The organism is Nocardioides cynanchi (genome assembly GCF_008761635.1).
Taxonomy (GTDB): Bacteria; Actinomycetota; Actinomycetes; order Propionibacteriales; family Nocardioidaceae; genus Nocardioides; species Nocardioides cynanchi.
The window spans coordinates 1,414,217-1,440,275 of sequence record NZ_CP044344.1 but is presented as its reverse complement, the minus strand read 5'-3'; the positions used below and the strand labels follow the sequence as shown (position 1 = coordinate 1,440,275).

21 protein-coding genes and 1 tRNA gene are annotated in these 26,059 nt (G+C 72.0%); 9 read left to right on the top strand and 13 right to left on the bottom strand.

The window, feature by feature from the left end:
- Window position 1: 1 nt before the first annotated feature.
- The 7 genes from E3N83_RS07150 to E3N83_RS07115 all read right to left on the bottom strand — a co-directional run bounded on the left by E3N83_RS07150 (window position 2) and on the right by E3N83_RS07115 (window position 7,009).
- Window positions 2–748 (bottom strand): transposase, encoded by a 747-nt coding sequence (locus E3N83_RS07150; protein WP_151082634.1) that lies wholly within the window; start codon window positions 746–748, stop codon window positions 2–4.
- 35 nt (window positions 749–783) lie between these two features.
- Window positions 784–856: transfer RNA gene (locus tag E3N83_RS07145), tRNA-Leu, on the bottom strand.
- A 35-nt stretch (window positions 857–891) separates the two neighbouring features.
- On the bottom strand, window positions 892–1,608 hold the full coding sequence (locus E3N83_RS07140) for an ABC transporter ATP-binding protein (RefSeq protein ID WP_151082633.1): 717 nt from the start codon (window positions 1,606–1,608) through the stop codon (window positions 892–894).
- The gene (locus E3N83_RS07135) at window positions 1,605–2,507 is read right to left on the bottom strand and encodes an ABC transporter ATP-binding protein (protein ID WP_151082632.1); all 903 of its coding nucleotides are present in this window, start codon (window positions 2,505–2,507) and stop codon (window positions 1,605–1,607) included. Before E3N83_RS07135 ends, E3N83_RS07140 begins: the two co-directional genes overlap by 4 nt.
- A 4-nt stretch (window positions 2,508–2,511) precedes the next feature.
- Window positions 2,512–4,734: a branched-chain amino acid ABC transporter permease gene (locus E3N83_RS19760; protein WP_202879343.1), complete on the bottom strand. Its 2,223-nt coding sequence runs from the start codon at window positions 4,732–4,734 to the stop codon at window positions 2,512–2,514.
- Window positions 4,731–5,684, bottom strand: coding sequence for a branched-chain amino acid ABC transporter permease (locus E3N83_RS07120; protein ID WP_151082631.1), 954 nt, complete (start codon window positions 5,682–5,684; stop codon window positions 4,731–4,733). The genes E3N83_RS19760 and E3N83_RS07120 overlap by 4 nt, the downstream gene beginning before the upstream one ends.
- Before the next feature lie 116 nt (window positions 5,685–5,800).
- Window positions 5,801–7,009 (bottom strand): branched-chain amino acid ABC transporter substrate-binding protein, encoded by a 1,209-nt coding sequence (locus tag E3N83_RS07115; protein WP_151082630.1) that lies wholly within the window; start codon window positions 7,007–7,009, stop codon window positions 5,801–5,803.
- 205 nt (window positions 7,010–7,214) lie between these two features.
- On the opposite strand from E3N83_RS07115, the gene E3N83_RS07110 reads away from it, so the two are divergent.
- Window positions 7,215–7,835 (top strand): ANTAR domain-containing response regulator, encoded by a 621-nt coding sequence (locus E3N83_RS07110; RefSeq protein WP_151082629.1) that lies wholly within the window; start codon window positions 7,215–7,217, stop codon window positions 7,833–7,835.
- 37 nt (window positions 7,836–7,872) lie between these two features.
- Here E3N83_RS07110 and E3N83_RS07105 read toward each other — a convergent pair whose 3' ends face one another.
- From E3N83_RS07105 to E3N83_RS07095, 3 genes are all read right to left on the bottom strand, one after another.
- Window positions 7,873–8,736, bottom strand: a complete 864-nt coding sequence (locus E3N83_RS07105; RefSeq protein WP_151082628.1) for an aldo/keto reductase — start codon at window positions 8,734–8,736, stop codon at window positions 7,873–7,875.
- Between the two features lie 54 nt (window positions 8,737–8,790).
- Window positions 8,791–9,555, bottom strand: coding sequence for a hypothetical protein (locus E3N83_RS07100; protein ID WP_151082627.1), 765 nt, complete (start codon window positions 9,553–9,555; stop codon window positions 8,791–8,793).
- A 64-nt stretch (window positions 9,556–9,619) separates the two neighbouring features.
- Window positions 9,620–10,366 carry a DUF554 domain-containing protein gene (locus E3N83_RS07095; RefSeq protein WP_202879342.1) on the bottom strand — a complete coding sequence of 249 codons (747 nt, stop codon included), beginning with the start codon at window positions 10,364–10,366 and terminating at the stop codon, window positions 9,620–9,622.
- A gap of 103 nt (window positions 10,367–10,469) precedes the next feature.
- On the opposite strand from E3N83_RS07095, the gene E3N83_RS07090 reads away from it, so the two are divergent.
- Window positions 10,470–11,027, top strand: coding sequence for a GNAT family N-acetyltransferase (locus E3N83_RS07090; RefSeq protein ID WP_151082626.1), 558 nt, complete (start codon window positions 10,470–10,472; stop codon window positions 11,025–11,027).
- 20 nt (window positions 11,028–11,047) lie between these two features.
- On the opposite strand, the gene E3N83_RS07085 is transcribed toward E3N83_RS07090, so the two are convergent.
- Window positions 11,048–11,476, bottom strand: a complete 429-nt coding sequence (locus E3N83_RS07085) for a hotdog fold thioesterase (protein WP_151082625.1) — start codon at window positions 11,474–11,476, stop codon at window positions 11,048–11,050.
- Window positions 11,477–11,526: 50 nt separating this feature from the next.
- On the opposite strand from E3N83_RS07085, the gene polA reads away from it, so the two are divergent.
- Entirely contained in the window at window positions 11,527–14,250 is a 2,724-nt protein-coding gene (gene polA, locus E3N83_RS07080) for a DNA polymerase I (protein WP_238343108.1), read from the top strand.
- A gap of 37 nt (window positions 14,251–14,287) precedes the next feature.
- On the opposite strand, the gene E3N83_RS07075 is transcribed toward polA, so the two are convergent.
- A complete protein-coding gene (locus E3N83_RS07075) occupies window positions 14,288–15,553 on the bottom strand; it encodes a lipopolysaccharide biosynthesis protein (RefSeq protein ID WP_151082624.1) in 1,266 nt (421 codons plus the stop codon).
- Between the two features lie 62 nt (window positions 15,554–15,615).
- On the opposite strand from E3N83_RS07075, the gene E3N83_RS07070 reads away from it, so the two are divergent.
- Genes E3N83_RS07070 through E3N83_RS19495 form a run of 5 tightly spaced genes read left to right on the top strand, consistent with a single transcriptional unit; the run spans window position 15,616 to window position 20,518 of the window.
- A complete protein-coding gene (locus E3N83_RS07070; RefSeq protein WP_238343107.1) occupies window positions 15,616–16,473 on the top strand; it encodes a decaprenyl-phosphate phosphoribosyltransferase in 858 nt (285 codons plus the stop codon).
- Window positions 16,466–17,809, top strand: a complete 1,344-nt coding sequence (locus tag E3N83_RS07065) for an FAD-binding oxidoreductase (RefSeq protein ID WP_202879341.1) — start codon at window positions 16,466–16,468, stop codon at window positions 17,807–17,809. Before E3N83_RS07070 ends, E3N83_RS07065 begins: the two co-directional genes overlap by 8 nt.
- A 23-nt stretch (window positions 17,810–17,832) precedes the next feature.
- Window positions 17,833–18,585, top strand: a complete 753-nt coding sequence (locus E3N83_RS07060; RefSeq protein WP_151082623.1) for a decaprenylphospho-beta-D-erythro-pentofuranosid-2-ulose 2-reductase — start codon at window positions 17,833–17,835, stop codon at window positions 18,583–18,585.
- Between the two features lie 4 nt (window positions 18,586–18,589).
- On the top strand, window positions 18,590–20,317 hold the full coding sequence (locus tag E3N83_RS07055) for an MmpA family trehalose lipid delivery protein (protein ID WP_151082622.1): 1,728 nt from the start codon (window positions 18,590–18,592) through the stop codon (window positions 20,315–20,317).
- A 36-nt stretch (window positions 20,318–20,353) separates the two neighbouring features.
- Window positions 20,354–20,518 carry a hypothetical protein gene (locus tag E3N83_RS19495; RefSeq protein ID WP_191907996.1) on the top strand — a complete coding sequence of 55 codons (165 nt, stop codon included), beginning with the start codon at window positions 20,354–20,356 and terminating at the stop codon, window positions 20,516–20,518.
- Between the two features lie 9 nt (window positions 20,519–20,527).
- Here the strand turns inward: E3N83_RS19495 and E3N83_RS07050 are convergent, their stop codons facing one another.
- A complete protein-coding gene (locus E3N83_RS07050) occupies window positions 20,528–21,568 on the bottom strand; it encodes a glycosyltransferase family 4 protein (RefSeq protein WP_238343106.1) in 1,041 nt (346 codons plus the stop codon).
- Window positions 21,569–21,762: 194 nt separating this feature from the next.
- On the opposite strand from E3N83_RS07050, the gene E3N83_RS07045 reads away from it, so the two are divergent.
- Window positions 21,763–26,055 carry an alpha-(1->3)-arabinofuranosyltransferase domain-containing protein gene (locus E3N83_RS07045; RefSeq protein ID WP_151082621.1) on the top strand — a complete coding sequence of 1,431 codons (4,293 nt, stop codon included), beginning with the start codon at window positions 21,763–21,765 and terminating at the stop codon, window positions 26,053–26,055.
- Window positions 26,056–26,059: the final 4 nt, after the last annotated feature.

The window sequence follows — 26,059 nt, the reverse complement described above, 5'->3', positions numbered from 1 at the left end:
CTCAGGCCTTCGGGCCGATCAGCTCGTCCAGACGGCGTACGTCGTCACGTCGGGAGACCGCGACGCACACCGGCCGTGGTCGGCGCCACCGGATCTCGCACAGGTCGAGAGCCCACGTGCAGAGCCCGAGGATGTCGGCGGAGTGGTTCACGAACTCCCAGCGCGGGTAGTCGTAGCGACGGGGCTGCCCCTGGACCGTGCGCCTGGCCCAGTTGGCCGTCCGGCTGCCGTCGGAGTGGAAGAGCCCCCGCAGGAAGTCTCCCGGGTGCGCCGCCACGACCTGTCGCTGCCAGGGCTCGAGGACGATCGGGCGCTCGTGCTTGCGCCCGGGACCGTGCTGGGGGAACAGGCACGGCCAGTGCTTCCAGTGGGACTGGACGACCACGGTGCCGGGTGCGGTCACGTGGAAGACCTTGGACCCAGGTCGCACGAGGGTGATCAGGTGGGTGACGTCGTCGACGACGCGCGGGTAAGACGCGTCGCAGGACACCCGAAAGACGACGTAGCGCGCCGCCGCCGAGAGGCATCCGTCTCCGAGATAGAAGCCCAGGAGGGCAGCGTAGGCGGACCCGTCGACCGCGCAGCCAGAGCAGCCGGGGCAGTCGTCGTCCTCCGCCCGGCCCTGCGGATCACGGGTCCAGGCGCGTAGCGTCGAGCGCGCGACACCGAGACGACGACTGACCTCCGCGGCGGTCTCGCCTGCCGCGAGGGCCGCCAGCGCGGCCTCTCTGGCCCGGCGCGTGTACATGCCACCACTGTGGCTCTGGGTGCCGACATCCCTCGTGCCCCGGGTGGGATTCGAACCCACACTCGATGGTGTTTGAGACCATTTCCTCTGCCGTTGGGATACCGGGGCAACGGTCGGCAAACCTACCGGATGACGCTCCTACGTCAGGTGTTGATCTCCTCGCCGAGGTACGCCGCGCGGATCCGATCGTCGGAGAGGAGGTCCTGGCCGGACCCGGACAGCACGATCTCACCGGTCTCGAGGACGTAGCCGCGGCTGGCCAGACCGAGCGCCTGGGCGGCGTTCTGCTCCACGATCAGCACGGTCACGCCCTCCTTGTTGATCTCTCGCACGATGTCGAAGATCTGGCGCACGATCAGCGGAGCCAGCCCCATGGACGGCTCGTCGAGCAGCAGCAGCCGCGGCTTGCCCATCAGGGCCCGGCCGATCGCGAGCATCTGCTGCTCGCCTCCGGAGAGTGTCCCGGCGTACTGCGCGATCCGCTCCTTGAGCCGCGGGAACAGCTCGTAGACGCGGGCCAGCATCTCCGGGTCGGCCCGCTTGAAGCGGAAGGCGCCCATGTCGAGGTTCTCCGCCACCGTCATCCGCGGGAAGACCCGCCGGCCCTCGGGCACGTGGCAGATGCCGCGGTGGATCAGCTCGTGCGCCGGGAGGCCGTCGATCCGGTCGCCGTCGAAGCGGATCTCGCCCAGGCTCGGCCGCATCATCCCCGACACGGTCTTCTGGGTGGTGGTCTTGCCGGCGCCGTTGGCACCCAGGAGGGCCACGACCTCGCCCTCGTCGACCTCGAAGGAGACACCCTTCAGGGCCCGGATCGCGCCGTAGCGCACCTCGATGTCGTCGACCTCGAGCAGGCTCACGAGGCACCTCCGGGCTCGTCGGTCGCTGCGGGCAGCTCGTCGTCGTCCGCGGTGCCGAGGTAGGCCGCGACGACGGCGGGGTCCTTCTGGATCTGCTCGGGCGAGCCCTCGGCGATCTTGATCCCGAAGTTCAGCACGACCAGCCGGTGGGCCACCGACATCACCAGCTTCATGTCGTGCTCGATCAGCAGCACGGAGATCCCGTCGACCTCGTTGATCTTGCGGATCAGGTCGGCCAGCTCGCGCTTCTCGACCGGGTTGGTGCCGGCCGCCGGCTCGTCGAGGAGGATCACGCCGGGGTCGGTCCCGAGCGCCCGGGCGATCTCGAGACGGCGCTGCTCGCCGTACGCCAAGGAGCCGGCCAGCTCGTTGGCACGGTGCGCGAGCCCGACGAAGCGGAGCAGCTCGACGGCGCGGACAGTTGACTCGCGCTCCTCGCGGCGCTGGCGGGGGAGGCCGAGCATGGCGGCGACGGGACCGGACTTCATCCGGGTCTCCACGCCCACCTTGACGTTCTCCAGCGCGGTCAGGGCCGGGAAGAGCCGGATGTTCTGGAAGGTCCGGGCCACGCCGAGGTGGTTGATCACATGGGTCTTCAGGCTGCGGGTCTTCTTCGTGATCAGCCCCGACTCGTAGATCACCGAGGTCGGCTGGTCACCGACCCGTGCGGCCACGGTGATCGAGCCCTTCTGCGGGGTGTAGACCCCGGTCAGGGAGTTGAACAGCGAGGTCTTGCCGGCGCCGTTGGGGCCGATGATCGCCAGGATCTCGCCGCGGTGCATCTGCAGGCTGAGCTCGGAGAGCGAGGTGACCCCGCCGAAGGTGAGCGTGATGTCCCGGACGTCGTACACGACGTCGGTGGGTGGCGCCTTCGCGGCGTCCGGTGCGGTGGTCGTCATCGCGTCACATCCCCTCCCCGGCCGGCACGGCTCTGGTCTCGCTGGTGCTCACGCCTTCGAGGCCGTGCAGCTCTGCGGCCCGACGTCGGGCCGGGATCAGGCCCTGGGGCCGGAAGATCATCATCAGCAGGATGACCGCGCCGATCCACATCTGGCGGTCCTCGGCCGGCACCTGGTCCTTGAGGAACTCCGGCATCCAGGTGAGCACGGCCGCGCCGGCGATCGCACCCGGCAGCGACCCCATCCCGCCGAAGACGACATAGGCGACCACGAGGATGGAGTTGTTGAGCAGGAAGTTGTCGGGGTTGATGAAGCCGATCTGGCTGGCGAAGAACACCCCGGCCAGGCCGGAGGTCGAGGCGCCGATCGCGAAGGCCAGCAGCTTGACCCGCGTGGTGTTGACGCCGGACGCCTGGGCGGCCACCTCGTCCTCGCGGATCGCGGCCCAGGCCCGGCCGAGCCGGGAGTTCTCCAGCCGCCGGAACAGCAGCACCACGACGGTGATGAACACCAGCAGGAGGTACCAGTACTGGAGCGGGTCCTGGCCCCAGTGCAGGTTGATCGGGCCGATGTGGATCACCGGGTTGGGGATGCCGAACGCTCCCTGAGGGCCGTTGGTGATCGGCTTGGCGTTGTTGGCGATGATCCGGATGATCTCACCGAAGCCCAGCGTGACGATCGCGAGGTAGTCGCCGCGCAGGCGCAGGGTCGGCGCCCCCAGGGCCAGCCCCGCGAGCAGACAGATGGTGACCGCGAAGGGGATCGCCAGCAGCGGCGAGAGGATCAGCCAGTCGGGCGGCCGGATCGGCAGGGTGCCGGTCAGGAAGGCCGTGGTGTAGGAGCCGATCGCGTAGAAGGCGATGAACCCCAGGTCGAGCAGCCCGGCCCAGCCGACCACCACGTTGAGGCCCACGGCGAGCAGCACGTAGGTGCCGATCTCGGTGACCAGCACGGTCTGCCAGAACGACGTCGCCGTGGGCGGGTAGAACAGCGCGAAGGCCAGGACCACCACGATGATCGCCTGGGTCACCGCGGCCGACCGGACCGCCGTACCGTCGCTGGACGCGGCGCGGGCCGAGCCCGCCTCGGGCCGGCCGGTGATCCCGCGGGCCACCATGGCCCCGGCGCCGGTCAGCATGCTGAAGACACCGCACATCAACCAGGCCCCGACCCCGAGGTTCTGCCAGGCGGCGGTGGCGCCGTCGAAGCCGAGGCCGGCAGCGACGCCACTGGCGTCGTGCATGGCGCTCAGGGTGATCATCAAGGAGACCGCGCCGATCGCCGTGGCCGCCCAGCCGATCCGGGAGTCGCGCAGCCAGCAGGCCGCCGCGGAGGCGACCAGGCTGGCCACGAAGAGCAGCCAGACCAGCCAGCCGAAGTAGGCGGTGGTCAGGGAGCTCACCGGCTCGCCGGTGAACAGCTTCGACATCTCGCTCAGGCCGGCGTCGCGGTTGACGGGTGAGAACCAGGTCGCGACGAAGATCGAGATGACGCCGCAGATCGCACCGAGGACGACCAGGGGCATGCCCACCCGCCAACCGAACACCCGCTCCAGGAAGCCGGCGGTGTCGGCCTTGTCGGTCTCCGACCGTACGGCGGTGATGGCGGCACCCGCGACGGCGAGGTAGCCCATCAGCCCGACGAAGGCGCCGGTTGAGTGGTCGGGGGAGCCCAGGAAGGTGTTGACCTCGCTGTGGGCCGCCAGGCCCCAGACACCGGCCACGACCGAGACGGCCGCGCCCGACCAGCCGAAGACTGCGCGACGGGTGATCAGCGCGGCACCGGTCAGGACGACGGCGAGCACCAGGACCAGCCAGTACATCGCCGGGACCGCGGAACCGTAGAAGAGGCGGGTGAGGCTGCTCAGCCCGCTGGTCTCGCGGGCGAGCGGCGCCAGGGTGCCGAGCTTGCCCTCGGTCAGGCTGGAGTTGTCGCTCCAGTTCAGCAGGTCGTACGACGCCACCACCGAGGCGACACCGGCCACGAAGGGGCGGACGCCGGGACGCAGGATGTAGGGGACGATCCGCGACCAGAAGAGGTTGGCGACGAAGACGGCCACCCCGATCAGCAGGAACACGAAGATGCGGGGGTCGAAGACCGCGGTCCGGAACGCGTAGCCGAAGTCGCTCTGGTTGCCCTCCTGCGGGCCGACCATGCACGCGAGGACGACTCCCAGGGCCAGGCAGGCGGCCAGGCGCTTGGCGTGCTCGAGGGTGAGGAGATTCATGCCGACCGTCCCAACCGCTCACCGAGGAGGCCGGTGGGCTTGAACATCAGGACCAGGACGAGGACCACGAAGGCCACGGCGTCGGTCCACTGGATGCCGATCCAGGCGTGGGTGGCGCCCCAGGGCGCGGTCGGCACGAGGGCCTCGATCATGCCGAGTGTCAGCCCGCCCAGCATGGCCCCGCGGATGTTGCCGATCCCGCCGAGCACCGCCGCCGCGAACGCCTTGACCCCGGGGATGAAGCCCATGGTGTTGGACACCGTGAACGCGGTCCCGAACAGGAACCCGGCGGCACCGCCCAGTGCCCCGCCGATGATGAACGTCCGGGCGATGGTCTTGTCGATGTCGATGCCCATGAGTGCCGCCGTCGGCGCGTCCTCGGCGACACCGCGGATGCTGCGTCCCAGCTTGGTCTTCGAGACCAGGCGGTCCAGGAACACCATCATCACTAGGGCGGAGACGATCGGGACCAGCTGCGGGATCGTCACGTAGACCCCGCCCACGTGGAGGATGTGCCGGTTGGGGTCGAAGTACTGGGGGAAGTTGTTGTTGTTGAGCCGGTTGAACATCTTGCCCGCGAACTCGCTGAGGAAGAACGACATGCCGATCGCGCTGATCAGGAAGGCGAGCTTGGGGGCTCCCCGTTTTCGCAGAGGCCGGTAGGCCACGCGTTCGAGGGACCAGGCGACGATGGCACCGACGACGGCGCCGGACAGCAGCCCGAGCAGCAGGACGCCGATGACGCCGTACCACGGCAGCGCGTGGGTGCCGCGGCCGACGACGGTGTTGATGATGATCAGGCTGCCGAAGGCGCCCGACATGAAGACCTCGCTGTGCGCGAAGTTGATCAGCTGGAGCACGCCGTAGACCAGCGTGTAGCCGAGAGCGATGAGCGCATACATCGAGCCGCGGGAGATCCCCGCGACCAGGAAGTTCAAGAAGTCGGTCATGCAGGTGTCCTCACCCTCGGCGCCTGGTCACGCATCCTGCCACCGACCCACGACGAGGGGCGCTGCAACCGCAGGCTGCAGGCCCCTCGCCGATGGTCAGGTCGTCGTGCCGGTGGTCACTTCGCCTTCGTGATGTCGCCGAGACCGACGATCTTCTGGTTCTTGTCCTGGAACAGGTTGACCGTGCCCTCGCCGACCGGGAGGTCACCGTCCGGACCGAAGGTGATGTGTCCGGTGATGCCCTGGTAGTCGGTCTTGTTCACCGCGTCGTTCACCGCGGCCCGGGTGACCGTTCCAGCCGCCGCCGCTGCCTTGATCGCGGCGAGCAGGATGTTGGTGGCGTCGTAGGCCTCCGAGGAGTAGGTGCCCGGCTCGGTCTTGAACGCCGCCTTGTAGTCGGCCGTGAACTGCTTGGCCGTGGGCGCCACCGAGGCGTCCTGGCAGCCGCAGCTGAAGTACCAGCCGACACCGGCCGCGCCGGCGCCCGTCTCGAAGACGGAGTCCTTCACGCCGTTGCCGGCCATCGCGATGCCCTTGTAGCCGGCCGCAGCCAGCGCCTTGGCGAACAGCGCGCCCTGGGCGTCGTAGCCGCCGTAGAACATCGCCTGGGCGCCGGAGTTCACGATCGTCTGCGAGATCGGGCCGTAGTCGGTGGTCTTGGCGTCCACGCCCTGGGTGATGACCGTGACGCCCTTCTTCTTCAGCTCCTTGGCGACCGCACCCGCGACCCCGGCGCCGTAGGCGCTGAGGTCGTTGACCACGAAGACCTTCTGGGCGTGCTTGGCCAGGAAGTCGGCCGCGGCCGGGCCCTCGGCGTAGTCGTTGGGGAAGATCCGGTGCCAGGTCGGGAAGCCGTGGGTCTGGATCGTGCCGTCCGAGGCGGACGGGTTGACGATCGTGATCCCGGCGCTGCCGTAGTTCTTGGCGACCGCGAGGGTCGCGCCGGAGAACGACGGCCCGATCACGCCCATCACGTTGCTGTTCTGGATGATCTTCGAGGCCGCGGCGGGTGCCAGGGCCGGGTTCCCCTGGTCGTCGGACTTCACGAGCTTGACGGTGAACCCGAGGTCGCCCGAGGCGTTCGCCTGGTCGACGGCGAGCTGGACGCCGTTCACCTCGTTGATGCCGAGCTGTGCGTTGCTTCCCGAGAGGGGGCCCTCGAAGCCGATGGTGTAGGTGCCGCCGCTGGCCCCGCCCGTGGGCGAGGATCCCGACGTGAGGCCGCCTCCGCCAGCGGTGCTGGAGTTCGAGCTGCCGCAGCCAGCCAGTGCCAGGGCGCCGATCAGGCTCAGTGCCCCGATGTGTGCGATGGACCGAGTCCGCATGTCTCCTCGTTCTCTCCTTGGCGCAATGCAAACCAAAGTTGCTGACGATGCCCGCGTGGCATCGACGTGGTGGGCACGATCCCTTCACCCGCGCCGTTAGTCAAGGACGACGCGGTCCGGCTCAGCAATTGGGACGCAACTGTCACCCGTCCATCTGGGCCAGGGGTAGCGCTGGGAGGGCGCTCCGCGCCGCTAGCCTTGCGCCGTGACGGATGCAGAGGCGCTGCCGGGGGCGGCCGGCCGGACCCCTCGTGCCCGGGTGGTGATCGCCGAGGACGAGGCGCTGATCCGGATGGACCTCGCCGAGATGCTCGCCGAGGAGGGGTACGACGTCGTCGGCCAGGCCGCGGACGGCGCGCGAGCGGTCGAGCTGGCCGAGGAGCACCGGCCCGACCTCGTGATCCTGGACGTGAAGATGCCGGTGCTCGACGGCATCTCGGCGGCCGAGCGGATCGCCCGTGCCCGGATCGCGCCGGTGGTGATCCTGACCGCCTTCTCGCAGCGGGAGCTCGTGGAGCGCGCCCGCGACGCCGGGGCGATGGCCTACCTGACCAAGCCGTTCACCCGCTCCGACCTCGTGCCGGCGATCGAGATCGCGGTCAGCCGGTTCTCCGAGCTGCACGCCCTGGAGGCGGAGCTCGCCGACCTCGGCGACCAGCTGGCGGCTCGCAAGGCCGTGGACCGGGCCAAGGGGATCCTCCAGAAGGAGCTCGCGCTGAGCGAGCCGGAGGCCTTCCGCTGGATCCAGAAGACGGCGATGGACCTCCGCCGCTCGATGCGCGAGGTGGCCGAGGGCGTCGTCGAGCACGGCGTGGGCGGTGCCTGACCGGGTGTGACCAGGCCCCGCCCCACGTCGTACGACGTCAGGCGAGCCGGTCGAGCCGGTCCAGGTCGGCGTCGGAGAGCTCGAGCGACGACGCGCCGAGGTTCTCCCTCAGGTGGTCGACCGACTTGGTGCCCGGGATCGGCAGCACGACCGGAGAGATGTGCAGCAGCCAGGCCAGCGCCACCTGCGAGGGCGTCGCGTCCAGCTCACGGGCGATCTCGGCCACCGGGCTGTCGGGCGCGGCCAGGTCACCGGTCGCGATCGGGAACCACGGGATGAACGCGATGCCCTCACGGGTCGCGTAGTCGAGCACGTCCTGCGACTGGCGGTTGGTCAGGTTGTAGAGGTTCTGCACGCTGGCGATCTCGGTGACCGCGCGCGCCTGCTCGAGCTGGGCGACCGACACCTCGGACATGCCGATGTGGCGGACCTTGCCCTGGGCCTTCAGCTCGGCGAACGCGCCGACCTGGTCCTCGAGGGGCACCTCGGGGTCGACCCGGTGCAGCTGGATGAGGTCGATCCGCTCGACGTCGAGGTTGCGCAGGCTCAGCTCCACCTGCTGCTTGAGGTACGCCGGGCGGCCGACCGGAATCCACTCGCCGGGACCGGTGCGGGTGTTGCCCGCCTTCGTGCCGATCACCAGACCGGCGGGGTAGGGGTGCAGCGCCTCGGCGATCAGGCGCTCGCTGACGACCGGGCCGTAGCTGTCGGCGGTGTCGATGAAGTCGACGCCACCTTCGATCGCGGCGCGCAGCACGGCCAGGGCACCGTCGTGGTCCGCGGGCGGGCCCCAGACACCGTCGCCGGTGATCTGCATGGCGCCGTAGCCCAGGCGGTGGACCTCGAGGTCGCCGCCGAGCAGGAAGGTCGAGGAGGTGCGGTACGTCGTGGGAGGGGTCATGACCGGCTCAACCGGCCCTACCCCTGGCCTGTTCCGACCAGGTGCTGTGAGGGATCAGACACGACTCTGGCGCATGACGGCGACCGGCGCGGGCACCCCGGCGCCGTCGTCGAAGCGGCCGGGCCCGTCCCCGCCGCCCCAGCTCCCCTCGGTCTGCACCAGGAGCACGGCCAGCAGCACCGCGACCGCGGCCGCCATCCCGATCAGGACCGACCGCGCCCAGCCACCCGGTACCCGCAGGTGGGGGGTCCGGCCGAAGGTCAGCATCAGGGCCGGCACGATCCGGCCGAGGAGGTGCAGCCCGGTGGCGGAGCCCCAGACGATGAAGAAGCCCTGGTGCACGCTGACCCAGCTGACCCCGAAGCCGAGGAACGAGACGAAGCTGCGCTGGCTGGTGTCGTTGCCGAGCAGCACGAGCAGCACCCCGGAGCCGAGCAGGCCCAGGGTCGAGGCGACGACGAGGGGACCCAGCAGCCGCAGGGCCATCGGGGGCGGCCCGGCGGCCCGGTACGACGCGTCGCCGACGTAGTAGCGCAGGATCCGCCAGCCGGTGGTCGCGGTCTTCATCAGCGCCGGCGGGATCAGCAGCGCCCCGATCGCGACGTGCCACGACAGCAGACCGCGCACGTTGAACAGGGTGAGCAGCTCGGCCGCGGAGAGCACCAGCAGGACCAGACCGGTCCACGCCGTCAGCACAGCGTTGCCGGCCGGACCTCCGGTGCGCGGCAGGACCGGGTCCTCGCGCCGTTCCTTGCCGGTGGCCTCGGCCACGAGAGCGGCCACGGCAGGGGTGGACGCGAGATCGCTGACACTCTGCATCTGCACAGGATCACGGAGCTTCCTGTACGGATCCTGTGAACCGCCTGTGCCGCAGCCGGGGAGCTCAGCGGAACGCCGCGACGACCTGCACGAGCAGCGGGGCGACCACGAGCCCCGGGAGCAGGTCGGCGACCGCGATCTCGCGGATCCGCAGCAGTCGCAGCGCCACCCCGACCAGCATCAGCCCACCGCTGGCGGTGACCGCGGCCAGCCCGGCGTCGGAGAGCACGTTGCCCAGGCCGGCGCCGAGCAGGGTGAGCGAGCCCTGGACCGCCAGTACGGTCAGCGCGCTGGCGGCCACGCCCCAGCCGAACGAGGCGGCGAACGCGATCGCGGCGAACCCGTCGAGGGTGGCCTTGAGATAGAGCTGGTCCGCCCCGTGCCCGAGACCGTCGGACAGCGAGCCGAGGATGGTCAGCGGGCCGGTGCAGAAGACCAGCGAGGAGGTCACGAAGCCTTCGATGAAACGGGCCCGTCCGGTCGAGTCGGCCGATCTCGACAGGCGTGCCTGCAGCCAGCCGCCGAGCGCCTCGACGCGCTGCTCGAGCCGCAGCAGGGAGCCGACGATCCCACCCAGCACCAGCGAGCCCAGCACGATCAGGAGCGGGGCCGAGCTGCCCACCTCCGCGGCCAGGGCGGGATCGTTGACCGAGACCACGGACAGACCGGCGATCAGCAGGGTCACCAGCCCGAGTGCGTCGGTCACCAGGTCGCGGCTCCGGGGCGGGAGGCGGTGGCCGGCCAGGACGCCGACGGTGGCGCCGAGGAGGACGGTGGCGACGTTGACCGCGGTGCCGGTGCCGGTGATCACGGGACTCCTGGGACAAGTCGGGGGCCCTGAGCGTAGTCTGCCGGGTGCGGCACCCACGGGGGGACCAGACGTGCCGCTCCTTCGTTGGCCTGGAGGTCTACGGATGAGTCGGTCCTTGGTGACCATGCGCGAGGCACGTCTGTCGGATGCGAGCGCCCTGGCGGACCTGTGGCAGCCCTATCTGCGCCGCGGAGCCGAGGAGGCGCTGGAGGACCTCGCATCGGTGATCGAGCACCTCGACCAGCAACCGGGTCACCGTCTGGTGGTCGCGGAGTACGACGGCGCGTTCGCCGGCGCGGTCTACCTCAAGACCACGACGTACTCACCCGTCAACGCCGAGCCGGTGCTGCAGATCCACAACCCGGCGGTCGTCGCGGAGCACCGGCGCCACGGTGTGGGTCGGGCACTCGTGGAGTGTGCGGTGACCTGGGCCGAGGAGCTCGGCATCGGCCACGTCGCCACCGCCACGGCCTCGGGCTCACGCGAGGCCAACCGCTTCATGGCCCGGATCGCCCTGGCGCCGCAGGCAGTCCTGCGGATGGCGCCGACGCCGGCCGTGCGCGCGCGGCTCGCCAACCGCCACCCCGGCACCCGGCAGATGTCGCAGGTGCTCGCCGTACGCCGCAGCCTGCGCAGCACTCGGTCCGTCTCCGGCCGTTGAGGCACGCCCTGGGCGTCGCGCTACTGCGGGACCCGCTCGCGGGGGATCAGGGCACAGGTGATCCGGCAGGTGCACACCCGTCGGTCGCGCTCGTCGCTGATCACGATCTCGAACGACGCCATCGTGCGCCCCGTGTGCAGCGGAGTCGCGACTCCGGTCACCGTGCCCGACGTCGCGGCCCGGTGGTGGGTCGCGTTGATGTCGATGCCCACCGGCACCCGGTCGGGCGGGCAGTGCAGCGCCGACCCCAGCGAGCCCAGGGTCTCGGCCAGCACCACCGACGCCCCACCGTGCAGGAGGCCGAACGGCTGGGTGTTCCCCTCGACCGGCATCGTCGCCACGATCCGGTCGGGACCCACCTCGGTGAGGACGATCCCGAGCTTGTCGTTGAGTGCGCCCATGCCCTCCGGCATGCCGGCCACGAAGGCCTCGATCTGCTCGTCGGTCATGCCGTCATCGTCGCAGACGGGCTGTCGGCGGCAGTCGATAGAGTCACCGGGTGCCCGACGCCAGCGCCCTGACCGCGACCCACACCGACTCCCAGACCCGGCCCCGGTTGCTGCTGCTGGACGGGCACTCGATCGCCTACCGGGCGTTCTTCGCGCTCCCCGTGGAGAACTTCTCGACGACCACCGGTCAGCACACCAACGCGGTCTTCGGGTTCACCTCGATGCTGATCAACGTGCTCCGTGACGAGCAGCCCACCCACATCGGAGTCGCCTTCGACAAGTCCCGGCAGACCTTCCGCCTCGCCGAGTACGCCGAGTACAAGGCGAAGCGCAACAAGACGCCCGAGGAGTTCTCCAGCCAGCTGCCTCTGATCAACGAGGTGCTCGACGCGCTGCGCATCCGGCACCTCGCCGTCGAGGGCTACGAGGCCGACGACATCATCGCCACCCTGGTCACCGAGGCGCTCGCCGAGGACATGGAGGTGCTGATCCTCACCGGCGACCGCGACTCCCTCCAGCTGGTCACCGAGCACTCGACGGTGCTCTACCCGATGCGCGGGGTCTCCGAGCTGGCCCGGATGACCCCCGACGCGGTCGAGGCGAAGTACGGCGTGCCCCCGCACCGCTATCCCGAGCTCGCCGCGATCGTCGGCGAGAGCTCCGACAACCTGCCCGGTGTGCCCGGGGTCGGCCCCGGCTTCGCCGCGCGCTGGATCAACGAGTACGACGGCCTCGACAACGTGATCACCCATGCCGACCGGATCACCGGCAAGAAGGGCGAGGCGCTGCGCGAGCACCTCGGTGACGTGATCCGCAACCGCCGCCTCAACGCACTGGTCCGCGACCTCGACCTCGAGCTCGGTCCCCACGACCTCGCGGCCCAGTCGTGGGACCGCGACCTCGTGCACACGCTCTTCGACTCCCTGGAGTTCCGGGTGCTGCGCGAGCGGCTGCTCGAGTCGTGGGACGTGCAGGACGCCACCCTGATCGACGACTCCGGCTTCGACCTCCAGGGCGCACGCCTGGCGCTGGGCGAGGTGGCAGCCTGGCTCGACGACCACGCCGGGCCCGACGTCCGGACCGGCGTCACCGTGCAGGGGTCGTGGGGTGCCGGCACCGGCGAGCTGCGCGGGATCGCACTGGCCGCGGCCGACGGTCAGGCCGCCTGGATCGACGTCACCGAGGTCTCGCCCGCCGACGACGCCGCGGTGCTGGGCTGGCTGGGTGACCCGCACCGCGCCAAGGTGCTGCACGACGCCAAGGGCCCGATGCTGGCCCTGGCCGCCCGTGGCTGGCCGCTGCGCGGCCTGGTCAGCGACACCGCTCTGGCCGCCTACCTGGTCCGGCCCGACCAGCGCTCCTACGACCTCGCCGACCTCACGCTGCGCTACCTCAAGCGCGAGCTGAAGCAGGGCACGGCCGACGACGACCAGCTGAGCCTCGACGTCGACGGAGTCGGTGGCGACGCCGCCGACACCGCGATGCTGCACGCGCGGGCCGTGCTCGACCTGGCCGACACGCTCGACGGCGAGATCGAGCAGACCGGTGGCACCACCCTGCTGGCCGAGGTCGAGCTGCCCCTGGTCGACCTGCTGGCGACGATGGAGCAGACCGGGATCGCCGTCGACAGCGAGCATCTCGCGACCCTCGAGTCGCACTTCGCCGACGAGGTGCGCGACGCGGCCGCCGAGGCCTTCCGGGTGATCGGCAAGGAGATCAACCTCGGCTCGCCCAAGCAGCTCCAGGTCGTCCTCTTCGACGAGCTCGGCATGCCCAAGACCAAGCGCACGAAGACCGGTTACACCACCGACGCCGACGCGTTGCAGCAGCTGTACGAGAAGACCGAGCACCCGTTCCTGATGGCGCTGCTCCGGCACCGCGACGTGAGCCGGCTGCGGCAGACCATCGAAGGGCTGCTGAAGACGGTCCAGTCCGACGGTCGCATCCACACGACGTTCAACCAGACCATCGCGGCGACGGGGCGGCTGTCGAGCACCGACCCCAACCTGCAGAACATCCCGATCCGCACCGAGGAAGGGCGCCGGATCCGCGAGGGCTTCGTGGTCGGGAAGGGCTTCGACTGCCTGATGACCGCCGACTACAGCCAGATCGAGATGCGGATCATGGCCCACCTGTCGGAGGACGCCCTCCTGATCGAGGCGTTCAAGTCGGGCCAGGACTTCCACTCGATCACCGCGTCCCGGGTCTTCGGCGTGCCGGCCGACGAGGTCACCGGTGCCCAGCGGGCCAAGATCAAGGCGATGAACTACGGGCTCGCCTACGGGCTCTCGGCGTTCGGGCTCGGCGCGCAGCTGCGGATCGACCCGGGCGAGGCGCGGGGGCTGATGGACGAGTACTTCCTGACCTTCGGCGGGGTCCGTGACTACCTCGGCGGTGTCGTCGACGAGGCCCGGCGCACCGGGTTCACCGAGACGCTCTGGGGTCGCCGCCGCTATCTCCCCGACCTGACCAGCGACAACCGTCAACGTCGCGAGATGGCCGAGCGGATGGCGCTCAACGCCCCGATCCAGGGCTCGGCCGCCGACCTGATCAAGGTCGCCATGCTGCGGGTCGACGCCGCGGTCCGCGAGGCCGGGCTGGGGTCACGGATGCTGCTCCAGGTACACGACGAGCTGGTCTTCGAGGTGGCCGAGGGGGAGCGCGAGACCCTCGAGGACATCGTGCGTCGCGAGATGGGCGCCGCAGCGTCGCTCGCCGTGCCGCTCGACGTCTCGGTCGGCACCGGCCACAGCTGGCACGACGCCGCGCACTGACCACCGACGCGTCGAGACCGAGCAGGCTCGGAGGCACTCAGACGGGGGCCGGCGCGTCCTGGTCGACGGGCTCGGCGTTGCCCAGCCCGCGGGCATCGGTGAGCAGGAGCGCCACGAGCAGGGCGGTGTCGCAGGCCGCGACCAGGGTGAGCAGCCCGGTCACAGTCGACGTGGTGAGGCCGGCCACCAGCACCACCACGAACGTCGCCCACACCAGCAGCACCGGACGCCGTCCGCCGCGGGCGAGCACGGCGTACACCAGGAGCTGGAGCATCGACAGGATGGTCCCGAGCAGGGCGAAGATCCACAGCCGGTCGGTGACCTCGGTGTACGCCGAGCCACCGACGAACACGAGGGCCAGGTCGCGCAGGAAGAACGCCCCGAGGGTCCCGACCACGCCGAGCAGGCCGACCGCCAGCAGGCTGCGTTTCAGGGCAGGGCCGCGGCCGGCCTCGGTCGACATCGAGGGGAAGGCCACCACGACGACGAACTGCGGCAGGAACAGCATCGCCTTGGTCAGGATCAGCCCGGCCGCGTAGATGCCTGCGCGGTGCGAGTCCAGGGCGTGCCGGGCGACCACGATGTCGGCGTTGGACAGGGCGAAGAACGCCAGCAGGGCCTGGGAGTTGTGCGCGATCTCGGTGAGGATGTCGCGGGTCGGGTGGCGTCGTTCACCCGGTCGGGTCCGGTCCGGGACGAAGCGCTCGCCGGACCGCAGCGCCCACCAGCCGACCACCGCCGGGAACACCGCGCTCAGGGCGACGCCGGCGATCGCCGCGGTCTGGTCGGGACGCCACGCGATGAACGCTCCTCCGACCGCGACCCGGGGGATGCCGACGGCCAGGTAGACCAGCGACAGCGCGCCCCACCGTCGTTCGCCCTGGAGGATGCCGGCCTGGGCCCCCATCAGGTTCAGCGGTACGGCGGCCACGGCGAGCCAGACCGCGGTGACCACGCTGTCCAGCCGCAGCAGGCGCTCGACCAGGGGCGAGAGCACCAGGAGGACCAGCCCGAGGGCCAGCGCGGCACGCCAGCCCACCCGGACGATCTCGTGCTCGATCTCGGCTCGGTGCTCCGGCTCCGCGGCGACCCGGCGCGCGGCGGTGGCCTGCAGGCCGAGCTGGAGCACCCCGATCACCAGCAGTGCCGCCAACAGGGCCGCGACGGCGCCGTACTCGTGCGGGCCGAGAGCCCGGGCGGCGACCACCGTGAAGCCGTAGGTGGCCACGTTGGCGATGCTGATCGAGACGGCCATCGCGCTGCTGCTGCGCACGAAGTCCCGTACCCCACCCCGCGCCGTCACGGCACGCAGCGTATCCGTGCGGCTCGGTCCGTAGACGCACGCCGAGCCCTAGACTCCGGCGGGTGATCGCCCCCGTGGTGCGGTCCATGCGCCCTCGGCAGTGGACCAAGAACCTTCTCGTGGTGGCCGCCCCGCTGGCCGCCGGGCGGCTCTTCGACTCGCCGGTGTGGTGGCAGACCCTGGTCGCGTTCGTGGCCTTCTGCCTGGTCTCCGGGGCGGTCTACCTCGTCAACGACTCCCTGGACGTGGAGTCCGACCGGGTCCATCCGCGCAAGCAGCACCGCCCGATCGCGGCCGGCGAGCTGTCGATCCGCACCGCCCTGGTCGCCGCCACGGTCGCCACGGTGGTGGCCCTCGCCGGCGGTACGGCGGTGCGCTGGCAGCTCGGGCTCCTTCTGCTCGGCTACCTCGCCCTGCAGGTGGCCTACTCGATCTGGCTCAAGCACGAGCCGGTGCTCGACCTGGCCGTGGTCGCGGTCGGCTTCCTGCTGCGTGCCGTCGCCGGTGGCCTGGCGGCGGGGCTGTTCCTGTCCAACTCGTTCCTGATGGTGGCCGGCTTCGGCTCGCTGTTCATGGTGGCCGGCAAGCGCTACTCCGAGCTGCACACCCTCGGGAGCGAGGCCGGCACCCGCCGTTCGCTGATCCGCTACACCGACACCTATCTCCGTTTCGTGTGGAGCATCGCTGCCACCTCGACCGCGCTGGCCTACTGCCTGTGGGCGTTCGAGCAGCCCCCCGAGACGCTGCCGTGGCAGTCCTTCTCGATCGTGCCGTTCGTGCTCGGGCTGCTCCGCTACGCCGTCGACATCGACGCCGGGCACGCGGCCGAGCCGGAGGACATCGTGCTGGGCGACCGCGGCCTCCAGGCGATCGGGGCGGTCTGGTTCGTGCTGGTCTGCCTCGGGGTGCTGGGTGTCTGAGCGCCGGCAGTTCCAGGGCTGGGGGCGGACGGCTCCGGTGATGGCGACCGCCGTCACCGGCACCGCCGGCGAGGTCGGCGACCTGCTGCGATCGGCCGGCCCGCGCGGGCTGATCGCCCGCGGTCTCGGCCGGTCCTACGGCGACGCCGCGCAGAACTCCGGTGGTGAGGTGCTCCTGCCGATCGAGGGGCAGCCGCGGCTGGTCGGGGACCGGGTGGTCGCGGCGGCGGGCACCTCCCTGCACGACCTGATCCGGTTCCTGCTGCCGCACGGCCGCTTCCTGCCGGTGACTCCGGGCACCCGCTACGTGAGCGTCGGGGGGGCGATCGCCTGTGACGTGCACGGCAAGAGCCACCACGTCACGGGCACGTTCGGCGCCCACGTCGACAGCTTCGACCTGGTCACCCCGGACGGGACGACCCGCACGGTGACCGCGGAGGGCGAGCCCGAGCTGTTCTGGGCCACCGTCGGCGGGATGGGCCTGACCGGGGTGGTCACATCGGCCACCCTGCGCACCATCGCGGTCGAGTCGGGCTGGGTCGACGTGACCACCGACCGTTTCGAGGATCTCCACTCGCTGATGGCGGCCATGCGCGAGGGGGACGACGCCTGGACCTACTCGGTGGCCTGGGTCGACACGCTGTCGCGGGGCAGGTCCGGAGCCGGGCCCGGTCGATCGGTGCTGACCCGCGGGGAGCACGCCGCCCGGGCCGCGCTCGACGCCCGCCGCTCCGGTACGCCGTACCCCCTGCCGGGCGACCCCCGCCTCGGTGCCCCGCGGGGCCTCCCGTCGGGACTCGTCTCGCCGCTGTCGGTCCGGGCGTTCAACGAGCTGTGGTTCCGCAAGGCGCCACGGCACCGGTCCGGCGAGCTGCAGACCCTGGCCACCTTCTTCCACCCGCTGGACGGCGTCGCGGACTGGAACCGGCTCTACGGGCCGGCCGGGTTCGTGCAGTACCAGCTGGTCGTGCCCGACGAGGCCGGCGACGTCGTGCGCGACGCCGTGGCGACCCTCGCGGCCAGTGGCCACGCGTCGTTCCTGGCGGTGCTCAAGCGTTTCGGTCCCGCCAACGCCGGTCTGCTGTCCTTCCCGATGGCCGGCTGGACCCTCGCCCTGGACCTCCCGGCCCGGCCCGGGCTGGGCAGGCTCCTGGACCGCCTCGACGACGCCGTCGTCGAGGCCGGCGGCCGGATCTACCTCGCCAAGGACTCCCGGCTCCGGGCCGACCGGTTCGCCGCGATGTATCCCCGGCGCGAGGAGTTCGCCCGGGTCCGTGACAGGGTCGACCCCGGACGGGTCCTGAGCTCCGACCTCGCCCGCCGCCTCGACCTGTGACCACCGGACGGAGACCAGCCCGCATGATCGACGCCCTCGGACGGCCCCAGTCGCTGCTGCTGCTCGGCGGCACCAGCGAGATCGCCCTGGCCACGGCGCGTGCCTGGGCCGACGCCAAGCCGCACGTCACGCTGGCCGCCCGTCCCGGCCCCGCGCGAGACGACGCTGCCGCGGCCCTGACGAGCGAGGGCTTCGAGGTCGACGTCGTCGACTTCGAGGCGGAGGACACCGAGTCCCATCCCGCCCTGATCGACCGTGTCGCATCGCGGCGCGACATCGACGTCGCCCTGGTCTGCTTCGGTGTGCTCGGTGACGAGGAGGAGGCGTGGACGGACCACGCCGCCGCGGTGCGCCTGGCCCGGGTCAACTACACCGGCGCGGTGAGTGTCGGTGTCTGCCTGGCCTCCGTCGTACGACGGCAGGGTCACGGGACGATCGTCGCCCTGTCGTCGGTGGCCGGCGAGCGGGTCCGACGGTCCAACTTCGTCTACGGCTCGACCAAGGCCGGGATGGACGGCTTCTTCCTGGGCCTGGGCGAGGCGCTGCGCGAGCACGGCGGCCGGGTCCTGGTGGTGCGCCCCGGCTTCGTGCACACCAAGATGACGGCCGGTCGGCCGGCGGCACCGCTCTCGGTGACCGCCGACCAGGTGGCCGAAGCCATCGTGAAGGGGGTCGCGGACGGCTCGGACCTGGTCTGGGTCCCGGGGCTGATGCGTGGCGTGATGTCCGGCCTGCGCCACGTGCCGCGCCCGCTCTTCCGCCGCCTGCCACTCTGACCCGGTGTCCAGCCGCCCGATCCGACTCCTCGGGGATCACCTGCCCCTGGTCTGGGCCACGCTGCTGGCGCTCCTCCTGCTCGGACCCGCCCTGGGCCCGGGCTACGTCCTCGGCTACGACCTGGTCTGGGTCCCGCACCTGTCACTGCGCGGCGACTTCCTCGGCTTCGGCACCGCCCTCCCGCGCGCCGTACCCTCCGATGCCGTCGTCGCGGTCCTCGACAACGTGGTACCGGCGGCGCTGCTGGAGAAACTCGCGCTCCTCACCCCCCTCGTCGGCGCCGGGGCCGGCATGGCACGACTGGTCGGCGGCTCCCTGGCGGTCCGCCTGACCGCCGTCACCCTGGCGGTCTGGAACCCCTTCGTGGTCGAGCGCCTCGGCATCGGCCACTGGACCGTGCTGGCGGGGTACGGCGTGCTGCCGTGGCTGGTGCTGGCCGGGCGACGACTGCGCCGTACCGGCACCCTGCCCGCGGCCGCCTGGGTGCTGATGCCGCTCGGGGCACTGAGCGCCAGCGCAGGACTGGTGTCGGCCCTGACCCTGCTGGTCAGTGGATGGCGGCCCGGCGCCCGGCGCGGCCGGGGCGACCTGGCCCTGCTGGCGTGCGTGGTGGCGGGCAACGCGCCCTGGCTGGTCGCCGGGCTGCTGCACGCCGGCACCGCGACCGGCTCGGCCACCGCGGTCTTCGCGCTCCACCCCGAGGGCAGCCTGCCCGCGCCGCTGGCCGCCCTGGGGATGGGCGGGATCTGGAACTCCGACGTCGTGCCCGGCTCGCGCCAGACCTTCGTGGCCTGGCTGGCCCTGCTCCTCCTGCTCGGCCTGGCCGCGGTCGGCTTCCGCACCTGGCGCCGCCGCCCGGACGGTGATGTGCTGCGGCTCGGTGTGCTGTGGGCGATCGGCTTCGCGCTGGCCTGCCTGACCTGGCTGCTGCCCGGCCCCACCGACTGGCTGGCCGCTCACGTGGCCGGCGGCGGTCTGCTGCGCGACGGCACCCGTAGCCTCGGCCTCTGCCTCCCGGTGTACGCCGGGCTGCCCGCCGTGGGCGTCGGGGTGCTGGCCGACCGGGCGGGGGAGGCTGACCTGGGGCTGCGCCGCGCCGTCGCGGCTGCCGGCGCCCTGCTCCCGCTGCTCCTGCTGTACGACGCGGCCTGGGGCCTGGTGGACACCCTGCGGCCCGCCGACTACCCGGTGGCCTGGGCCGAGGTGCGGGCCCAGGCCCGCTTCGGCCACGGTGACCTGCTGGTCCTGCCGTTCTCGGCCTACCGCGCCCCGACGTGGAACTCCGGCCGGACGGTGCTCGACCCGCTCGCCCGCTACCTGCCCCCCGATGCGCTCACCGCGGACACCCTCGTGGTCGACGGGCGCACGGTGCCGGGGGAGGACCCACGCGGGCCTCGGGTCGAGTCCGCCCTCCGGCTCGCCACCGCACCGGCCCGCACCCGAGCGCTGCTCGCCCTCGGCGTGCAGTACGTCGCGACCGAGACCGACCTCCGCCCCCGCCCACCGTCGCTGGCCACCGAGCCGGTGGCCTCGAGCGGCGCCCTGGTGGTCGAACGGCTCGACGGCACCGCGGTCGCCCGGAGCCCGACCCTGCTCGCGCGGCTGGCGACCGGCGCGGCCTGGACGGCGTACCTGCTCAGCCTGCTGGGCGGCCTCGCCGTGGCCGGGATCGGCCGCGTCAGAGGGGCGCGTCGGGGGATGCGCACGGGGCCGCCCACCCATGTAGGATGACCGCGGGAGCAAGCGGAGGGACACCCTTACATGGCCATGGGCAGCTCAGGCAAGATCATCGGCTCGGTCACGAGCATGGTGGTCGGTGGGGTCATCGCCGCCGTCACGATCGTCGGCGTCGTCTCACACTCCGTGAACTCGTCCTCGGACAAGCCGGGCAACCTCGACAACGCCGTCATCCCCTACGGCACGACGCAGTAGGCGTTCGCCCTAGTCGGTCGAGACCCGTTCTCCGGCCAGCACCCGACGCACCACGTCGGCGAAGCCGGCCCGCGTCTGGTCCCAGGTGTAGCGCCCGCCGTGCGTGCGGGCGCCCTCGGCCAGCCGTGCCCGCAGCTCGTGGTCGGTGAGCAACCGCCGCAGCGCGTCCACGAACTCCGGTTGGTCGTCGACCAGCAGCCCGGAGACCCCGTCGACCACCGACTCCCGGGTCCCGCCCGCGCTCGCGTAGGCGACCGTGGGGGTGCCCGCGAGAGCGGCCTCGCCGACCACCAGCCCCCAGCCCTCCTTGAGCGAGGGCAGCGCCAGCACCCAGGACTCCTCGTACACCTGCTCCCTGGTGGCCTCGTCGGCCTGGCCGAGGAACCGGACGGCGTCCCCGGCGTCGCGGGCCGCGGCGTACGCGTGCAGCTCCGCCTCCCACCAGCCGCTGCCGACCACGGTCAGGGTGGTGCCGGGCAGCTCCTTGCGCAGCTCGAGCACGGCGTCGATCGCGTGCTCCACCTGCTTGTGGGGCACCAGCCGGCCGACCACGCAGATGCTCGGCTCGCTGGTCTTCGCCGCCTGGACCGGGCCGAGGCGGTCGGTGCCGTAGTGGACCACGGCGATCCGGCGGGGGTCCACGCCGAGCTGGGCGAGCTCGTCGCGGGTGGCCCGGGACCCGGTGACGTACTGGCAGCGCCGGTAGAGCAAGGGGGCGAGGCGTCGCTCGATCCACCAGCCGACCGTGCCGGTGAAGCCGGGGTAGACCACGGGCCACTGCTCGCGATGGACGTGGTGGACCAGCACCACCACCGGCCGGCGGGTGACCAGCCGGCTGAAGAAGGGGAGCCCGTTCTGGACGTCGACCACGAGGTCGGGGTCGCCGAGGTCGCCGCGGCCGAGGGCCTGCATGCCGCGGGCGTAGACCGAGAGCTTGGAGCCACGGCGCACGTAGCGGACGCCACGGATCTCGTCCTCGGGCGGGGCGCCGGCGTGCGCCGCGCTGAAGACGGTGACCCGGGCGCCGCGCGCGGCCAGGCCCTCGGCCACCTCCTCGAGCGCCCGCTCGCCCCACCGCCCTCGGGGTTGTGGGTGTCGCGCCAGCTCAGACAGGCGATCTGGAGACCGTCGAACAGCCGCGGATCGACAGCGGCCGGCTCGGTCATGGGAGGAGGGTACGGGCCACCCCTCCGGACGCCCACGGCGCCTCCGGAGCCAGGTGACCGGCCGGTAGGGTGGCGGCCATGTCAGTGCGGTCGACGGCCCTCGACGGGCCGGAGACCAGGGTCGCGCCACCCGACCGGCTCCCGCCCGACCAGCCCCCACCAAGTACGCCGCACGAGGGAGCGCTCAGCTCCCCGGTGCGCAAGGCGGGGTACGCCGCGGTGCTCACCGTGCTGGCCTTCATCCAGGGCAGCGGCCTGATGGTCGCCGACACGAAGTTCGACCTGCTGACCGCACCCGGCCGCTTCCTGGCCCGCGGCCTCCAGCTGTGGGACCCCGACGCCGCGTTCGGCCAGGTGCCCGACCAGAGCTACGGCTACGCCTGGCCGATGGGCCCGTTCTTCGCGCTCGGCCACCTCGCCCAGATGCCGCCGTGGATGATCCAGCGACTCTGGTGGGCGCTGCTGCTGTGCCTGGCCTTCTTCGGGATGCTCCGGCTCCTCGAGGAGCTGCTGATGGGCAGCGAGCTGACCCGGCTCGTCGCCTCCCTGGTCTTCGTGCTGACACCCCGGATGACCACGCTGGTGGGTGTGGTGTCGGTCGAGGTCTGGCCGATGGCCCTCGCACCGTGGGTGCTGCTGCCGCTGGTGCGCGGCTCGCGCCGGGGGTCGGTCCGCCGTGCCGCTGCGATGAGCGCCCTGGTCGTCTGCTGCTGCGGGGGCGTCAACGCCGTGGCGGTGGCCGCCGTGCTGCCGCTCGGGGTGATCTGGCTGCTCACCCGGGAGCCGGGCCCGCGACGCTGGCGGCTGCTGGGCTGGTGGACCTTCTTCACGGTGCTGGCCACGGCCTGGTGGAGCGGACCGCTGCTGCTCCTGGGTCGCTACGCGCCGCCGTTCCTCGACTACATCGAGAACGCCACCATCACCACGCTGCCCACCGACCTGACCCGCAGCCTGCTCGGGATCTCCGACTGGGTCGCCTACTTCGGCGGCCCCGACTTCGGCTCGGGCCTGCACGTCGTCGGAACGCCGTACCTCCTGGTGGACGCCGCCCTGGTCGCCGGGCTCGGGCTGCTCGGTATCTGCCTGCCCGGCCACCCGCACCGCAGGTTCCTGGTCTGGGGCCTCCTGACCGGGCTGATGCTGGTCGGCTTCGGCTATGCCCGCGACCTGCCGGGCTTCTTCGCCGGGGACCGGCTGAGCTCCCTCGACTTCGCTCTGGCGCCGTTCCGCAACGTCCACAAGTTCGACGTGGTGCTCCGCATCCCGCTGGTGCTGGGGCTGGCCCACGCCCTGACCGAGCTGCCGAAGCTGATCCACAGGCTCGGCTCGGTGCTCACCCTGCGGGTCTTCCGGGCGGCGGTCGGTGCGGCGGTCTTCGCCCTGCTCACGCCCTGGCTGTACGGCGTGATCCCAGCCAGCGACGGGGTGCGGACCGTCCCCTCGTACTGGACGTCGGCCGCGACCTGGCTGGCCGGCCACGACGACGGCTCGGTCGCGCTGGAGCTGCCGGCGGCGCCGTTCGGTGTCTACACCTGGGGCAACTCCCACGACGACATCCTCCAGGGCCTGGCCACCAGCCCCTGGGCCGTGCGCAACGTGGTGCCGCTGGCCCAGCCGGGCAACGTGGTCTTCCTGGACGCGGTGACCCGGGCCGTGGAGTCGGGGCAGCCGCAGCCCCGGCTGGCGTCGTACCTCGCGGCCAACGGGGTCGGGGCCTTGGTCGTGCGCAACGACCTGGACCGGATCCTGACCGGCGCGCCCGACCCGACCTACGTCAAGGCGGTGCTGTCCGCGACGCCGGGGCTGACCCTGGTCAAGTCGTTCGGGCCGCTGGTGTCGGCGAGCGCCTACGGCTACGTCGACAACGCCGACCGGACCCGGATCGTGCAGAACAGCGGCATCTCCGACCTGGCCCGGTCGATCGACGTCTACCAGGTCCGCGACCCGCAACCGGCCGCGCTGTCGAGCGTCGGGGAGGTGCTCCTCGGCGACCCGTCCTCGCCGCTGGACAGCGGTCTGGCAGACGTGGCACCGGTCCCGCCGCTGCTGGCCGCCGACGCGTCCGGTCCGACCGCCCCGATCACCGGGCAGGTGCTCACCGACGACCTCAAGCGGCGCGAGATGAACTTCCCTGCGGTGCGCTGGAACGAGTCGAGCACGCTCACGGCCGGCGAGCCCTTCCGGCTCAGCGGCAAGGAGCAGTCTCATCGGCTGGTGTCCGACGACGCCCGCTGGGACACCACCGTGTCCTGGAGTGGTGGCGTGTCCGGTGTCGAGGCCAGCACCTCCCAGGCCTACGCCGACGCCGTGCCGCCGCTGGTGATCGGGGCCCACCCCGGAGCGGTCTTCGACGGCGACCCGGACACCGCCTGGCTCTCGGCCCGCGACGCCGACCCCAAGCAGCAGTGGTGGCAGGCCGACTTCACCCACGCCCGCACGGTCTCCCGGGTCGGCGTGAGCGTGGCCGTGGGCTCCGTGCCGCTGACGTCCCTGGTGATCTCCGGTGGGGGACAGTCGCGGACGGTGCCCGCCCCTCGCCCCGGCCGCGACGCGTCGTACCCGGTGGGACTGCCGAGCACCTCGACGCTGCGGATCTCCCCGGTCTACGCCGGGCCCCTGCTGACCGGGTCGGTCGGGCTCAGCGAGGTGCACATCGACGGCCTCCGGCCGCAGCGCTACCTCGACCTCCCGGCGCCCCTGTCCGACGCGCCGGTCGACGTCGTCTCCCTCTCCCGCGACCCGGACCGGTTCCCGTGCGTCGAGGTGCAGAGCGCCTTTCCGTGCGACCCGGCCCTGCGCGAGCCCGGTGAGGACGGCGACATGCTGGCCCGCCGGCTGAGCGTGCCCGACCCCTCCCGCTTCACGGTCGCGGCCACCGCCTCGCTCCGGCGCACCGACGCGGTCTGGTCGACGCTGCTCCGGCACACGGGCGTCCGGGTGGTGGTGCCGCACCAGGGCGAGGGGGACCCGGCCCAGGGGAGCGGCGCCCTGGCCGACGGCGACCCCTCGACGACCTGGGTGGCGACCTCCTCGCACCCGCTGATCCGGCTCCGGCTGCCGCACCGCACCCGGCTGTCCCAGCTGGCCCTCGACCTGCAGCCGGGAGCCGCCGCGTCGCTCCCGCAGCGCCTCCTGGTCCGGTCCGGCCACCGGCAGCAGGTGGTCGACCTCGACACCCAGGGGAGGGCTCCCCTCCCGCACTGGCGGGTGCGCGACCTCAGTCTCCGGGTGGAGTCGACCTACCCGGCGTTCACCCCCGACGGACAGCGCTTCTCCGAGCTGGGGCCGGGCATCTCCGAGCTCCGGATCAACGGGCGGGGCCTGACCCACGACGTCTTCCGGCCCCTCGACGTGCCCTGCGGGCAGGGGCCGAAGCTCGCGATCGGGGGCTCGATCTTCGACACGAGCGCCATCGCCAACGTGCGCAGCCTGCTGCGGGGAGCGCAGGTGCCCCTCCACGTGTGTGCCCTGCCGGGAGTCACGCCGTACGTCGTGCTGGACGGCGCGGCCACCGTGCTCGCTCCGCCCACCGGCGCGCTGCGGGTCGACTCGGTCACCCTGGAGCGACCCGGTGCCGCTCTCGGCACCGACCGACCGGCGACGGTGCACCGCGACGCCGGAGGTCTGCCGACCTCGGTCGACCTGCCGGCCCGCACCGCCACCTCGGTCCTGTCGCTGACGCAGAACGTCAACCCCGGCTGGCAGGCCACCCTCGACGGCCACGTGCTGGCCGCCCAACGCGTCGACGGCTGGCAGCAGGGCTGGGTGGTGCCGGCCGGCCCCGCGGCCCGGGTCGACCTGAGGTTCACGCCGACCCGGCTCTTCGACGGGCTCCTGATCCTCGGTGCCGTGCTCGCCCTGGGCTGCGCGGTCGCGGCGACCCCGCTCCGGCTGCGGGCGACCGCCCGCGGCACGGTCCGCGACCTGCCGCCGCTCGGGGCGGCGCCGGGTCGGTGGCTCGATGCCGTGCTCGTGGTGGCGGCCGCCGGGTTCTTCACCGGCTGGGTCGGGCTGGCCGTCCTGGCGGCCGGTGCAGTCGTGGCGTGGCGGTTCCGCTCGTTCGACGGCTGGGGCTACGCCGCCGGGCTCGCCCTGCTGGTCGCGGTGCTCGGGCTCACCTGGGGCCCGGTGAAGAGCCAGTCCTGGGCGCTGTCGTGGGCCCAGGTCTGGGCGATGGTCGCGGTGGCGGCGGTCAGCGTGGCGCTGGTCCGGCCGGCTCGTGCGCGGGGGAGTGCTCCTGCGCCCGCGCCTGGAACTCCAGGTCGGCCCTGGTGGCGTCCGGCTCGATCCGCATCATCCAGCGCAGGTTCTTCAGCCGCAGGATCGGGCTCTCGAAGTAGCGCCAGGAGAGCGTCGCCACCACCAGCGTGATCGC